Origin of the sequence: Streptomyces sp. NPDC056948, from assembly GCF_042674225.1 — a bacterium.
GTDB lineage: Bacteria > Actinomycetota > Actinomycetes > Streptomycetales > Streptomycetaceae > Streptomyces > Streptomyces purpurascens.
The window spans coordinates 1-13,221 of record NZ_JBHUQX010000057.1; the positions used below are offsets into that span (position 1 = coordinate 1).

The following is a 13,221-nucleotide window of genomic DNA, read 5'->3' on the forward strand; positions in this document are numbered from 1 at the left end:
CCCTTCTCGCCTGCCGGCTGCGGTCGGTGTGCGCGCTCAGTTGCGCGAGTTGCCGAACAGGAGGCGGTAGGCGACCAGGAGGACGAACGATCCGCCGATCGCCGCGGCCCAGGTCGTGCCGTCGTAGAAGTCCTTGGTGATCGGGTGGTCCATCCAGCGGGCCGATATCCAGCCGCCGATGAACGCGCCCGCGATGCCGATCAGGGTCGTGCCGATGAGGCCGCCCGGGTCGCGCCCCGGCAGCAGGAACTTCGCGATGGCTCCGGCCAACAGTCCCAGGATGATCCAGCTGATAATGGTCATGCCGTGAACCTGCCCTTTCACGCTGTGCCCGCACTGTCCCGGCCATGTGATCTTGCTCCCGGCAGGCCGTGCCCGTGCGTCGTACGTCGGGCGTACCGCGCGCGTCGTCCTTGCCGCGCGCTTTCACGCCGTCTTGGTGGAGAGGACGCCCTGATGGCGCCCGCCGGTTGCACTGATCAGCAGGGTGCGACGCATGACAGCCTCCGGTTCCGGACTGCGCCGTACCCTCGGCGTGGGGGACGCCGTCGTCATCGGACTCGGCTCGATGATCGGAGCCGGGATCTTCGCCGCCCTCGCGCCGGCGGCGCACGCGGCCGGGTCCGGGCTGCTCCTCGGGCTCGCCGTCGCCGCCGTGGTCGCTTACTTCAACGCGACGTCGTCGGCTCGCCTCGCCGCCCTGTATCCCGCCTCGGGCAGCACGTACGTCTACGGGCGTGAGCGGCTCGGGGAGTTCTGGGGGTATCTCGCGGGCTGGTCGTTCGTGGTCGGGAAGACGGCCTCCTGTGCGGCGATGGCGCGTAGGGCTGCGGGGCGGTTGGGGCAGACGCTTCGCGGCTGTTGCTCTTCAGGCTCTCTTGGCCGTCACTCGGGTCGGCAACTGCTCGATCGCGGTCATGGGTTCATCATGCAGGCCGCCGCTGACAGCCGGGCGGGCCTGTGGATAACCCCTGGCCTGTGGAAACCGGGTTGCGTCGCCCCGCCGTCAGCGAGCCGTGAAGGGCTCGTCCGTACGGACGATGTCGCGGCCGAGCGGGAGCAGTGAGACCGGGATGAGCTTGAAGTTGGCGATGCCGAGCGGGATGCCGATGATCGTGACGCACAGGGCGATGCCGGTGGCGATGTGGCCGAGGGTCAGCCACCAGCCCGCGAGCACCAGCCACAGCACGTTGCCCACGCAGGACGGCGCGCCCGCGTCATGGCGCTCCACCGTCGTGTACCCGAAGGGCCACAGGGCGTAGACGCCGATACGGAAGGCCGCGATGCCGAACGGGATCCCGATGATGGTGATACAGAGGAGCAGGCCCGCGAGCATATAAGCGAGGAACAGCCAGAAGCCGCTCAGGACGAGCCATATGACGTTGAGAATGGTCCTCATTGGTTCCCACCTGCCATCTTCTCTAGCCGAGCGATGCGTTCCGCCATCGGCGGATGCGTGGAGAACATCTTCGAGAGGCCCTGGCCGGGGCGAAACGGGTTCGCGATCATCATGTGACTGGCGGTCTCGATACGCGGCTCGGGGGGCAGCGGGAGCTGCTTCGTGCCGAGTTCGAGCTTGCGCAGGGCGCTGGCCAGGGCGAGCGGGTCGCCGGTGAGCTGGGAGCCGGAGGCGTCCGCCTGGTACTCCCGGGAGCGGCTGATGGCCAGTTGGATGAGCGAGGCGGCGAGCGGGCCCAGGATCATGATCAGCAGCATGCCGAGCAGGCCGGGGCCGTCATCGTCGTCCGAGCGCCCGATCGGGATCAGCCAGGCGAAGTTGACCAGGAACATGATCACGGAGGCGAGGGCACCGGCGACCGACGAGATGAGGATGTCGCGGTTGTAGACATGGCTGAGCTCGTGGCCGATGACGCCGCGCAGCTCGCGCTCGTCCAGGAGGCGCAGGATTCCTTCGGTGCAGCACACGGCGGCGTTGCGCGGGTTGCGGCCCGTGGCGAAGGCGTTGGGCGCCTCCGTCGGGGAGATGTACAGACGCGGCATGGGCTGGCGGGCCTGAGTGGAGAGCTCGCGGACCATGCGGTAGAGCCCCGGGGCCTCGAACTCGCTCACCGGGCGGGCACGCATCGCGCGCAGTGCCAGCTTGTCGCTGTTCCAGTAGGCGTACGCGTTGGTGGCCAGCGCTACCAGGACGGCGATGACGAGCCCCATGCGGCCGAAAAAGCTGCCGATGACGATGATGAGGGCTGACAGTCCCCCGAGGAGGACTGCGGTCCTGAGCCCGTTGTGCCGGCGGTGCACGGTACGCCCTCCAAGTGGTGCGGCAGGGGGACCCTTGCTCGGTGATCTGCGGTGCCACTGGTGCCGTGGTTTCACGTCCAGTGGACCCTCCCGTACTGGTCAACGCCAGGCGGAGGGCACTAGTTCCCTTGTGCGTGCCGCGGCGGGTGTGGGCCGTCCGGGTGAAAGGCGCCGGGAAACGGCACGCGCGCATGGGGAGGCGGGTGCCCCACGCGCGCGTGGCGAAAGCGGCTGTCGTTCAGAAGAGGGCGGTGTCGGTGAAGCGCAGGACGAGCTGGGGTGCCCCGGACAGGACGATGCCGAGGACACCGGTCAGGGCGATCGCGGCGGTGAGCGGGGCGGGGACGCGGTGCTTCTCGGGCTCGCCCTCGGGGGCGCGGAAGAGCAGGGTCGTCCACTGGAGGTAGTAGAACAGCGCGATGACGACGTTGACGGCCATGATCACGGCCAGCCAGCCGAGACCCGCGTCGACGGCCGCCGCGAAGACGGTGACCTTGGCGAAGAGGCCGATGATGCCCGGCGGCAGTCCGGCGAGGCAGAGCAGGAAGAACGCGAGGAGCAGGGCGGACAGGGGGCTCGACGCGTACAGGCCGCGGTAGTCGGCGACGCGGTTGAGGGGCCTCGTCCGGCCGACGAGCGCGGCCACGGCGAAGGCGCCGAGGTTCACGGCGCCGTACATCAGGGCGTAGGCGACGGTGGAGCCGACCGACTTCTCGGCGTCTCCGGAGTACGCGGCGGCGGCGATCGGTACGAGCAGGTAGCCGGCCTGCCCGACGGACGACCAGGCGAGCAGGCGGACCGCGCTGTACGCGCGCGTGGCCTGCTGGCGCAGGGCTCCGACGTTGCCCACGGTCATGGTGAGCGCGGCCAGGACCGCCAGGGCCGGGCCCCAGAGATCGGCGTACGACGGGAGGGCCACGACCGTGACGAGGATCAGGCCGCTGAAGCCGACCGCCTTGCCGATGACCGACAGGTAGGCGGCGATCGGCAGGGGCGCCCCCACGTAGGTGTCGGGCACCCAGAAGTGGAAGGGCACGGCGGCCGTCTTGAAGGCGAAGCCGACGAGGGTGAGGACGACGCCGGTCTGGGCGAGCGTATGGAGCTGTCCGTCGACGTTCTGGATGCGGTCGGCGACCTGGGTGAGGTAGAGGGTGCCCGTGGAGGCGTACACGAAGCTGATGCCCATGAGGCTGACCGCGGTCGCGGTGACCGAGGACAGGAAGAACTTCAGGGCCGCTTCGGAGGACTTCCGGTCGCCGTACTTCAGGCCGACCAGAGCGAAGGCGGGCAGGGAGGCGACCTCCAGGGCGACGATCAGGGTCGCGAGGTCGCGGGAGGCGGGCAGGAGGGCGGCGCCGGCCGCGGAGGACAGCAGCAGGAACCAGTACTCCCCTTCGGGGAGCTCCTTGCGGCCGTCCTTCAGGGCGGTGACCGACAGAAGGGCGGTGAGGAGGGCCCCGCCGAGGACCAGGAACTGGATGACCAGGGTGAAGCGGTCCGCCGTGTAGCTGCAGACGGTGGCGTCGCCGGTCAGGCAGAAGGTGCTGCGGTCGCCGTCCAGGAGGGGCAGCAGCATCAGCGTGGCGGCGGCCAGGCCCGCCACCGATGTCCAGCCGAGCAGCGTCTTCCGGTGCTCGGCGACGAACAGGTCGGCGACCAGGACGACGAGTCCGACGACCGCCGCGATGGTGGGCGGCGCGATCGCGAGCCAGTCGACGGACTGGACCAGCGACGCGGCCAGGGGCTGGGCCGGGGAGCTCATCGGTTGCCTCCTGCGAGGAGCTGCTGGACGGCCGGGTCGCTCAGGCCGAGGAGTGCCTTGGGCCACAGGCCCGCGAGGACGGTGAGGGCGACGAGCGGGGTCCAGGCCGCGAACTCGTACGAGCGCACGTCGGTCAGCTTCGGGGCGTCCTGGGGCAGGGCGCCCATGCAGACGCGGCGGACCACGATCAGCAGGTACGCGGCCGTCAGCAGGGTGCCGAACGCGCCGATCGCCATGAAGGTCAGGAAGGCGGGTCGGCTGAGGCCTGCGGCGGGCTGGAAGGCGCCGAACAGGGCCAGCATCTCGCCCCAGAAGCCGGCCAGGCCCGGGAGGCCGAGCGAGGCGACCGCGGCGAAGGCGAGCAGGCCGCCGAGGCGCGGGGCCTTGCCGTAGAGCGCGGCTCCGGTCTCCTCGGCGAGGGTGTCGAGGTCGGTGGTGCCGGTGCGGTCCTTCAGTGCACCGACCAGGAAGAAGAGCAGGCCGGTGATGAGGCCGTGGGCGATGTTGGCGAAGAGGGCGCCGTTCACGCCGGTCGGGGTCATGGTGGCGATGCCGAGCAGGACGAAGCCCATGTGACCGACGGACGAATAGGCGATGAGGCGCTTGAGATCGCCCTTCGCGCCCTGCTTGGCGAGGGCCAGGCAGGCCAGGGATCCGTAGATGATCCCGACGACGGCGAGCGCCGCGAGGTAGGGCGCGAAGATGCGGAAGCCGTCGGGCGCGATGGGCAGCAGGATCCGGACGAATCCGTACGTACCCATCTTCAGCAGGACACCGGCCAGCAGGACCGAGCCGACGGTCGGCGCGGCGGTGTGGGCGTCGGGCAGCCAGCTGTGCAGCGGCCACATCGGCGTCTTGACCGCGAGGCCGATCCCGATCGACAAAACGGCGATGACCTGCACGGATGTGGTCAGCGACCGGCCGTTGTCAGTGGCGAGTGCCATCATGTCGAACGTGCCCGCCTTGAGCCCGATCAGGAGCAGGCCGAGCAGCATGACCACGGAGCCGAGCAGCGTGTAGAGGATGAACCGCCAGGCGGCCTGGCCCCGGCCCTCACCGCCCCAGCGGGCGATGAGGAAGTACATCGGGATGAGGACCATCTCGAAGGCGAGGAAGAACAGCAGCAGGTCGAGGACGGCGAAGGTCGCGAGGGTGCCGGACTCGAGGACGAGCAGCAGGGCGACGAAGGCCTTCGGGGTCGGGCCTTCGGGCATCTTGAAGTACGAGTAGAGCGCGCAGAGGAAGGTCAGCAGCGCGGTCAGGACCAGAAGGGGGAGGGAGATGCCGTCGATGCCGAGGTGGATGCGTACGTCGAGTGCGGGGATCCAGCTGATGTCCGTGCTGGCCTGCATCTTCGACGGCTGGTCGTGGTCGAAGCCGAGCGCGAGGACGATCGCCGCGATGAGGACCGCGCCGGTGACGGTGACGCCGTGCCGGAGCACCGCCTGCTCGGGTGACTTCCCCTTCAGCCCGGGCGGAGCCGGCAGGAGAGCCGCGGCGGCACCGAGGAGCGGGCCGACGACGATGAACGCCAGAAGGACCTGCATCACGGACTCGTTGATATCGATCACGCCTGCTCACGCTCCCGTGGCGACGAGGACGGCGGCGACCGCGAGGACGACGGTGCCGGCGAGCAGCGCGCTCACATAGGTCTGGACGTTGCCGGTCTGGGCGCGTCGTACGGCGGCGCCGAGCCAGCGGGGCAGCGCACCCGCACCGCGTACATAGGTCTCGACGACCTCGCGGTCGAGGAACCGGACGAGGCTCGCTCCGGCCTGGACCGGGCGGACGAAGAGGGCCGTGTACACGGCGTCCAGGTGGAAGCCGGCGGCCGCGTGCCGGTGCAGGGGGCCGAGCAGGAGCCGTCCCGGGTCGGCGGGGTCGGGCGCGTAGGCGATGTCGCCGTAGGCCGGCTCGTGGCTGGCGATGGCTTCCGCCTCGACCTGGGCGGCGTCGCCCTCGGGGTGGGCGGCGACCGCGCCGAGCGGGACGCGGGCCGCGAGCGCGGTGGTGTGCCGCCAGGCGCCGTAGGTGACGATGCCGCCGACCAGGGCCACGCCGGTGCCGAGCACGGAGGTGGTGAGGGTCGGGCCGAGGTCACGGCCGTCGAACCAGTCGGGCAGCAGGCGGAACGCGAATCCGCCGAGGGCCAGAGAGGGGACGGCCAGCACCCACAGCACGACGGTCATCGTCAGCGGCTCCTTGCCGTGGTCGGGGGCTTCGGTGCCCCGGCCCCGGAAGGCGAGCAGCCACAGGCGCGTCGCGTAGGCGGCGGTGAGCACGGCCGTGAGCAGGCCGGCGACGAGGACGATCCAGCCCGCGGCGGCGGGGGCGTGCTCGGTGTGTCCGGTGACGACGTGCTCGGCGACGCCGAGGACGGCCTCCTTGGAGAAGAAGCCGCTGAAGGGCGGGATCGCGGCGAGCGCGAGCAGCGCCACGGTCATCGTCCAGAAGGCGTCGGGGACGCGGTCGCGCAGGTTCCGCATGCGGGACATGGCAGCGAGCGAGTTGGTGCCGGCGGCGTGGATGATCACGCCGGCCGCGAGGAACAGCAGCGCCTTGAAGGCGCCGTGGGACAGGAGGTGGAAGACGGCGGCACCGCGGTCGCCGACGGCGAGGGCACCGGTCATGTAGCCGAGCTGGCCGATCGTCGAGTAGGCGAGGACGCGCTTGATGTCGTCCTGGGCGAGCGCGGCGAGCGCCGAGCCGGCCATCGTCACGGCGGCCATGACGGCGAGGACGACCATCGCGGCCTGGGAGGCCTCGAAGACCGGGAGGAGACGGGCGATGAAGTAGACACCGGCGGCGACCATCGTCGCGGCGTGGATCAGCGCGGAGACGGGGGTCGGGCCCGCCATCGCGTCGGGGAGCCAGGTGTGCAGCGGGAACTGCGCCGACTTGCCCGCCACACCCGCGAGGAGGAGCAGGGCGATCAGCGTCGGGTGGTCGAGCGCACCGCTCGCGACGGCGCCGAGGACCTTCGTGATGCGGAAGGAGCCGGCGTCGGTGGCGAGGGCGAACAGGCCGATGAGGAAGGGGACGTCGCCGAGCTTGGTGACCAGGAAGGCCTTGAGGGAGGCGGCGCGGGCCTCCGGGGTCTCCCAGTAGTGGCCGACCAGGAAGTAGGAGCAGATGCCCATGACTTCCCAGCCGACCAGCAGCACGATCAGGTCGCCGGAGTAGACGACCAGGAACATCGCGGAGGTGAACAGGGAGACGAGAGCGGCGTACGAGGGGTAGCGCGGGTCGTCGCGCAGATAGCCCGTCGAGTAGATCTGCACGCAGGTGGCGACGAGGCCGACCACGATGGCGACGAGGGCGGCGAAGCCGTCGATGTGCAGGGCGAGTTCGATCGGGACCGAGCCGGTCGGGGTGAGTTCCGTGGCCGCGTTGACGGCCGTATTACCGCCCTGGCGTACGGCGACCAGCGCGGCGAGCACCAGGGAGGCGAGGGTCGGCAGGACGGCGAGCGGGCAGACGAAGCCGGGTGCCGTGCGGCCCAGGAGCAGGCCGGCGGCGGCGCCGAGGAACGGAAGGAGGGGGACGAGGGCGGCGAGGGTGGTCGTGGTCACGCGGTGGCCTCAGCCTTCTGGGCCTCGTCGGACTGCTCGGCCGTGAGGGCGTCGTGGTCAGGGCCGTCGTGCCCTTCGGCGGTGTCGCGGAGCCTGTCGATGTCCGCGGTGCCACGGTTGCGGTGGACGGCGAGGACGATCGCCAGGCCGATGCCGATCTCGGCGGCGGCGATGGCGATGGTGAACAGGGTCAGGGCCTGGCCGGAGTGCAGGGTCTCCTCGGCGGTCTTGCTGAGCCAGACGTCGAAGGCGACCAGGTTGAGGTTGACGGCGTTGAGCATCAGCTCGACCGACATCAGGACCAGGATCGCGTTGCGGCGGGCGAGGACGCCGTAGAGGCCTGTGCAGAAGAGGAGGGCGGAGAGGACGGCGGGATAGGCGAGGTGCATCAGCGGGTGCCTTCCTTCTCGCTCCGGCCGGCCGGGGTGCCATCGGCCGGGGCGCTCTCGGGCGCGGTCGCCGCGTCTGCCTTCGCCTTGCGGGACAGGACGATCGCGCCGACCAGGGCGGCGAGGAGGAGGACGGAGAGGGCCTCGAAGGGGAGCACCCAGTTCTGGAAAAGGCTCGCGCCGGTGGCCTCGGTGGAACCGGCGGCGGGGCCGTCCAGGTCGATCCAGGTCGTGCGGAAGGCGTCGACGACGACCCAGACCAGGGCGGCGGCCGCGGCGAGGGCCACGGTGAGGGCGGCCCAGCGGTTGCCGGAGTCGGCGTCCGGGGAGCGGCCGATCGGGGCCTTGGTGAGCATCAGTCCGAACAGGAGGAGGACGACGACGGAACCCACGTAGATGAGGACCTGCACCCAGGCGATGAACTCGGCGGTGAGCAGGAGGTACTCGACGGCCAGGCCGCCGAGGGTCACCACCAGCCACAGGGCGGCGTGCACGAGCTGGCGGGTGGTGACGGTGACGAGCGCGGCGCCGAAGGTGACCAGGCCGACGAGGAGGAAGGCGATCTCGACGCCGGTCGGGGAGAGGAAGCCGTGGCTTTCGGCGGCCGTGGTGGTGGCGTGCGCTGCCGTGGTGGTGGCTTGTGCCGCCGTCGTGGCGGCTGCGGCCAGGGTCATTCCTGTCCCTCCTGCCGGTCCGCGGGCCGCTGCCTCGGCTGGTCGGTCTGCTGCCGGGAGTCGCCTGCCGGGCGGGTGGGGGCTTCCGCCGCCCGGACCTGCTCGTCGGCGGCGGACTCGGTGGGCGCGGGCTGCTGCTGGGCCGCGAGTTTCTCGGCGGTCTTGCGGGCGGTGGCGACTTCCTTCGGCTCCTCCGCTGCGGGGTCGAGGGCCGGCGGGGCCGGGACGGTCCACATCCACTCGCGGAGCTTGTCGCGTTCGTGGGTGAGGTCGTGGATGTCGGTCTCGGCGTACTCGAACTCCGGGGACCAGAACAGGGCATCGAAAGGACAGACCTCGATGCAGATACCGCAGTACATGCACAGGGCGAAGTCGATGGCGAAGCGGTCGAGGACGTTGCGGCTGCGTTCGCGGCCGCCGGGGGTCGCCGCCGGGACCGTCTCCTTGTGGGAGTCGATGTAGATGCACCAGTCCGGGCACTCGCGGGCGCACAGCATGCAGACCGTGCAGTTCTCCTCGAACAGGCCGATCACACCGCGGGTGCGGGGCGGGAGGTCGGGCTGGGCGTCCGGGTACTGCGCGGTGACGGACTTCTTCGTCATCGTGCGGAGGGTGACGGCCAGGCCCTTGGCCAGGCCGGAGCCGGGGATGGGGGCCATGGTTACTGGATCACCACCTTGACGACGCCGGTGAGGGCGATCTGGGCGAGGGACAGGGGGACGAGGAGGGTCCAGGCGAGCTTCTGGAGTTGGTCCTCGCGCAGGCGCGGGTAGGTGACGCGCAGCCAGATCACGAGGAAGGCGAGGACGGCGGTCTTCAGCAGGGTCCAGACCCAGCCGAGGCCGTCGGCGCCCCAGGGGCCGTGCCAGCCGCCCAGGAAGAGGACGGTGGTCAGACCGCACAGGACGACGATTCCCGCGTACTCGGCGAGGAGGAAGAGGGCGAAGCGGAGGCCGGTGTACTCGGTGTACGCGCCGAAGATGATCTCCGAGTCGGCGACGGGCATGTCGAAGGGCGGGCGCTGGAGTTCGGCGAGGCCGGCCACGAAGAAGACGATCGCGCCGACGATCTGCCAGGGCAGCCACCACCACTCGAAGGCGTCGAGGATGCCGGGGAGCGAGACCGTGCCGGCCGCCATCGCGACCGAGGCGGCGGTCAGGAGCATCGGCAGTTCGTAGGCGAGGAGCTGGGCGGCGGTGCGGAGGCCGCCGAGGAGGGAGAACTTGTTGGCGGACGCCCAGCCGGCCATGAGTGAGCCGAGGACGCCGACGCCCATGACGGCCAGGACGAAGAAGACGCCCGCGTCGATGACCTGGCCGACGGCTCCCTCGTCCGGGCCGATGGGGATGGCGAGCAGGACGAGGAGGTACGGCAGCAGGGCTACGGCGGGGGCCAGTTGGAAGATACGGCGGTCCGCGCCCGCGGGGACGACGTCCTCCTTCTGCGCGAACTTCACGCCGTCGGCGATCAGCTGGGCCCAGCCGTGGAAGCCGCCGGCGTACATGGGGCCGAGGCGGCCCTGCATGTGGGCCATGACCTTGTGTTCGGTCTGGCCGATGATCAGGGGGAAGGTGAGGAAGACGACGAAGACGACCAGGAGTCGCAGGGTGACGTCGAGCGCGTCGTTCACCGCGTGCCTCCTGTGGGGTCTTCGGGGTTGTCCGTGGGCTCTGTGCTCTCTGTGCTCTCTGTGCTCTCTGTGCTCTCTGTGCTCTCTGGGGGCTCGGGGGTCTCCGAGTCGCCCGAGGGCTCGGGGGTCGGCGACTGCGCGGTCTCGGGCGACGGTTCGGGTTCCGGTTCGTCGAAGGCCGGGCGGGCGTGGTGCCAGGGGGCGTCCGAGCTGCGCGGAGTGCGGGCAGACCTGTCCGGCTGGCTGTCGCCTCGGTCGGACGCGGCGCGTTGGCTCGAGCTGCCCTCCGACGCACTGCGCGCGCGGCGCGGTCCCACCGACGGGGTCGGGGATTCGTCCTCGGCGGCGGGAGACTCCGACTGCCCCGTGGCCGGCGCCTCGGTGCCGGGCGCCGCTGCTTCGGGTTCGGTCGCCGGGGACTCGGATCCCGGCGTCCGGGACTCAGGACCAGTGGCAGGGGATTCCGAGCCGCTGGGCGTCTGGCTCGCCGAGCCGTCCGCGGCGGTGCGGGTACGGCGCGGGGCGGCCGGGGACGAGGGGGACCTGTCCTCGGGCGTGGTCTGGCTCGCCGACCCCTCCACCGCCGAGCGCGCACGGCGCGGGGCAGTTGGGGCGGGAGTGGCCCCCTCGTCGGCGGCGGTCTGGCTGGCCGAGCCTTCCGCCGCCGCACGCGCGCGGCGCGGCGCAGCCGGAGCCGGAGTGGCCCCCTCGTCGGCAGCGGTCTGGCTGGCCGAGCCTTCCGCCGCCGCACGCGCGCGGCGCGGAGCAGCCGGAGCCGGAGTGGCCCCCTCGTCGGCAGCCGTCTGACTGGCCGAGCCCTCCGCCGCCGTACGCGCGCGGCGCGGAGCAGCCGGAGCCGGAGTGGCCGCCTCGTCGGTGGCGGCCTGGCTCGCCGAGCCCTCCGCCGCCGTGCGGTTGCGGCGCGGACCCGTCGGAGCCGAAGCAGGCGGCTCCCCGGGCGGGGACTGACTCGCCGAACCCTCCCCCGCAGTACGTTCACGGCGCGGCGCAGTCGAGGCCGGAGTGTCCGGGGCACCGGCACCGGCACCGGCCTGGCTGGCCGAGCCCTCCGCCGCCGAACGCGCACGGCGCGGCGCAGCCGCAGCCGGAGTGGCCGTCTCGTCGGTGGCCGCCTGGCTCGCCGAGCCCTCCCCCGCTGTGCGTACCCGCCGTACGGGCCGGTCGGCTGCTGTGCGGGCCGCGCCGCGGGCAGGGCGGGCGGGGGCCGGGGGGAGTTGGCCCTTCAGGGGGCCCCATTCGTTGGGGTCGGGGACGCCGGGTGGGAGCATCTGGCGGCGTTTGGGGCCGCCGTGTTCCGACTCTCCGGGTTCCTTCGCGCCGGGCCAGGCCTTGGCGACGCGGGCGGCCAGGACGAAGTCCTTGCGCAGGGGGTGGCCTTCGAAGCTGTCGGGCAGGAGCAGGTGGTCGAGTGCCGGGTGGCCTTCGAAGGCGATGCCGAACATCTCGTGCGTCTCGCGTTCGTGCCAGGCGGCGCCCGCGTAGACACCGACCGCGGAGGGCAGGGCGGGGGTCTCGTGCGGGATCGTCGTACGCAGCAGGAGGCGGCGGAGGGGAGACAGGGCCGCGATGTGGGCCGTGACGCGGAAGCCCGTGCCCGGCTCGTCGACCGCGCTCAGCCAGTCGAAGTAGGTGCAGCCGAGCCGGTCGCGGGCGGTCTCCAGGGCGGAGATCCAGGTCTCCGGCGGGACGTCGACCGTCAGGACCTCGTACGACTCCTCGGCCGTGGTGTCCGGGCCGAAGAGTTCCTCGGTGGCGGCGGGCAGCCAGCCGACCGTGGTCATCGTCCCTCCCCGGGCGCGGAGTCGGACGGGGCCGAGTCCGAGGACGGTGGCTTCACCAAGCCGCTCTGCAGCGCCGCCGCCGAGGGGTGTCCCGTGCCGTACCGCTCCCCCAGCGACTCGCGGGCGATCTTCTCCTGGAGCTTGAGGATGCCCTGGAGCAGCGCCTCGGGACGGGGCGGGCAGCCGGGGACGTAGACGTCGACGGGGATGATCTGGTCGACGCCCTTGGTGACGGAGTACGAGTCCCAGTACGGTCCGCCGCAGTTGCTGCACGCGCCGAAGGAGATGACGTACTTGGGCTCCGGCATCTGCTCGTAGAGGCGCTTCACGGCCGGCGCCATCTTGTCCGTGACCGTGCCGGACACCACCATCAGGTCGGCCTGGCGCGGGCCCGGTGCGAACGGGATGACGCCGAGCCGGATGAAGTCGTGGCGGGCCATCGACGCGGCGATGAACTCGATCGCGCAGCAGGCGAGGCCGAAGTTGAAGACCCAGAGCGAGTAGCGGCGGCCCCAGTTGAGGATCACCTTCATCGGCTGGGGTGCGCGGCGCGCGTGGGCGCCGAGCCGCTTCGGTTCCGGAAGCAGCACGGGTTCAGGGCCGGCGGGGGTCACGTCGGGGGTCACGTCCATGCCAGGACGCCCTTCTTGTATGCGTAGAGCAGGCCCACGGCCAGGAAGCCGAGGAAGATGAACATCTCCACCAGGGTCGCCGCGCCGTAGCCGGGGGCGGCGAAGACGGTCGCCCAGGGGAACAGGAAGATCGAGTCGACGGCGAAGATCACGTAGAGGAAGGCGTAGACGTAGTAGCGGACCTGGGTATGGGCCCAGCCCTCGCCGACGGGGTCGACGCCGCATTCGTACGTCAGGAGCTTCTCGGGCGTGGGGACCACGGGCCGCAGCAGGCGGCCGGCCCCGAAGGCGACGGCGACGAACAGCACGCCGACGACGGCGAGCAGTCCGACGACCGAATAGGACTGGAAGTAGTCCGCCGCGACGACGGTCGTGGTGACGACGGTCGGTTCCGGCACGTCCGTCCCTCGCTCCCTTGAAACTCGGACCTGGTCCCGCGACGATCCCCCGGTTCACCCGGACGCCGCTGTTCGACGATCTGTACGCACGGGAGTCTAGGCC

General features: G+C 71.3%; 13 protein-coding genes and 1 pseudogene. 1 reads left to right on the forward strand and 13 read right to left on the reverse strand.

Annotated elements, in window-relative coordinates; genetic code table 11:
- Positions 1-36: 36 nt before the first annotated feature.
- The gene (locus ACFTZL_RS10150; RefSeq protein ID WP_382580079.1) at positions 37-303 is read right to left on the reverse strand and encodes a GlsB/YeaQ/YmgE family stress response membrane protein; all 267 of its coding nucleotides are present in this window, start codon (positions 301-303) and stop codon (positions 37-39) included.
- 193 nt (positions 304-496) lie between these two features.
- Between ACFTZL_RS10150 and ACFTZL_RS10155 the strand changes: the two are divergent.
- Positions 497-896 (forward strand): annotated as a pseudogene (locus tag ACFTZL_RS10155) (amino acid permease); the annotation flags it as partial.
- Positions 897-1,006: 110 nt separating this feature from the next.
- On the opposite strand, the gene ACFTZL_RS10160 reads toward ACFTZL_RS10155, so the two are convergent.
- The 12 genes from ACFTZL_RS10160 to ACFTZL_RS10215 form a co-directional block, all read right to left on the reverse strand.
- On the reverse strand, positions 1,007-1,399 hold the full coding sequence (locus tag ACFTZL_RS10160) for a YccF domain-containing protein (protein WP_376386682.1): 393 nt from the start codon (positions 1,397-1,399) through the stop codon (positions 1,007-1,009).
- Positions 1,396-2,259 carry a zinc metalloprotease HtpX gene (htpX, locus tag ACFTZL_RS10165; protein ID WP_382489286.1) on the reverse strand — a complete coding sequence of 288 codons (864 nt, stop codon included), beginning with the start codon at positions 2,257-2,259 and terminating at the stop codon, positions 1,396-1,398. Before htpX ends, ACFTZL_RS10160 begins: the two co-directional genes overlap by 4 nt.
- A 238-nt stretch (positions 2,260-2,497) precedes the next feature.
- A complete protein-coding gene (locus tag ACFTZL_RS10170) occupies positions 2,498-4,021 on the reverse strand; it encodes an NADH-quinone oxidoreductase subunit N (RefSeq protein WP_382580080.1) in 1,524 nt (507 codons plus the stop codon).
- On the reverse strand, positions 4,018-5,592 hold the full coding sequence (locus ACFTZL_RS10175) for a NuoM family protein (RefSeq protein ID WP_382580081.1): 1,575 nt from the start codon (positions 5,590-5,592) through the stop codon (positions 4,018-4,020). Before ACFTZL_RS10175 ends, ACFTZL_RS10170 begins: the two co-directional genes overlap by 4 nt.
- A gap of 6 nt (positions 5,593-5,598) precedes the next feature.
- Complete coding sequence (locus ACFTZL_RS10180; RefSeq protein ID WP_382580082.1) at positions 5,599-7,593, reverse strand: NADH-quinone oxidoreductase subunit L; 1,995 nt, start codon at positions 7,591-7,593, stop codon at positions 5,599-5,601.
- Complete coding sequence (nuoK, locus tag ACFTZL_RS10185) at positions 7,590-7,982, reverse strand: NADH-quinone oxidoreductase subunit NuoK (protein WP_382580083.1); 393 nt, start codon at positions 7,980-7,982, stop codon at positions 7,590-7,592. The genes ACFTZL_RS10180 and nuoK overlap by 4 nt, the downstream gene beginning before the upstream one ends.
- Complete coding sequence (locus tag ACFTZL_RS10190) at positions 7,982-8,656, reverse strand: NADH-quinone oxidoreductase subunit J (RefSeq protein ID WP_382580084.1); 675 nt, start codon at positions 8,654-8,656, stop codon at positions 7,982-7,984. The genes nuoK and ACFTZL_RS10190 overlap by 1 nt, the downstream gene beginning before the upstream one ends.
- A complete protein-coding gene (locus tag ACFTZL_RS10195; RefSeq protein WP_382580085.1) occupies positions 8,653-9,315 on the reverse strand; it encodes a NuoI/complex I 23 kDa subunit family protein in 663 nt (220 codons plus the stop codon). Before ACFTZL_RS10195 ends, ACFTZL_RS10190 begins: the two co-directional genes overlap by 4 nt.
- Before the next feature lie 2 nt (positions 9,316-9,317).
- Positions 9,318-10,286, reverse strand: a complete 969-nt coding sequence (locus ACFTZL_RS10200; RefSeq protein WP_382580086.1) for an NADH-quinone oxidoreductase subunit H — start codon at positions 10,284-10,286, stop codon at positions 9,318-9,320.
- Positions 10,283-12,088, reverse strand: a complete 1,806-nt coding sequence (locus tag ACFTZL_RS10205; protein ID WP_382580087.1) for an NADH-quinone oxidoreductase subunit C — start codon at positions 12,086-12,088, stop codon at positions 10,283-10,285. Before ACFTZL_RS10205 ends, ACFTZL_RS10200 begins: the two co-directional genes overlap by 4 nt.
- Complete coding sequence (locus tag ACFTZL_RS10210) at positions 12,085-12,720, reverse strand: NADH-quinone oxidoreductase subunit B (RefSeq protein ID WP_382580088.1); 636 nt, start codon at positions 12,718-12,720, stop codon at positions 12,085-12,087. Before ACFTZL_RS10210 ends, ACFTZL_RS10205 begins: the two co-directional genes overlap by 4 nt.
- On the reverse strand, positions 12,711-13,118 hold the full coding sequence (locus tag ACFTZL_RS10215) for an NADH-quinone oxidoreductase subunit A (RefSeq protein ID WP_030234112.1): 408 nt from the start codon (positions 13,116-13,118) through the stop codon (positions 12,711-12,713). Before ACFTZL_RS10215 ends, ACFTZL_RS10210 begins: the two co-directional genes overlap by 10 nt.
- Between the last annotated feature and the right edge of the window lie 103 nt (positions 13,119-13,221).

Coding starts and splice junctions, on each gene's coding strand:
- ACFTZL_RS10190 (WP_382580084.1), bottom strand. CDS start 8,656: ATGACCCTGGCCGCAGCCGCCACGACGGCGGCACAAGCCACCACCACG.
- ACFTZL_RS10160 (WP_376386682.1), bottom strand. CDS start 1,399: ATGAGGACCATTCTCAACGTCATATGGCTCGTCCTGAGCGGCTTCTGG.
- ACFTZL_RS10205 (WP_382580087.1), bottom strand. CDS start 12,088: ATGACCACGGTCGGCTGGCTGCCCGCCGCCACCGAGGAACTCTTCGGC.
- ACFTZL_RS10195 (WP_382580085.1), bottom strand. CDS start 9,315: ATGGCCCCCATCCCCGGCTCCGGCCTGGCCAAGGGCCTGGCCGTCACC.
- ACFTZL_RS10150 (WP_382580079.1), bottom strand. CDS start 303: ATGACCATTATCAGCTGGATCATCCTGGGACTGTTGGCCGGAGCCATC.
- ACFTZL_RS10210 (WP_382580088.1), bottom strand. CDS start 12,720: ATGGACGTGACCCCCGACGTGACCCCCGCCGGCCCTGAACCCGTGCTG.
- nuoK (WP_382580083.1), bottom strand. CDS start 7,982: ATGCACCTCGCCTATCCCGCCGTCCTCTCCGCCCTCCTCTTCTGCACA.
- ACFTZL_RS10170 (WP_382580080.1), bottom strand. CDS start 4,021: ATGAGCTCCCCGGCCCAGCCCCTGGCCGCGTCGCTGGTCCAGTCCGTC.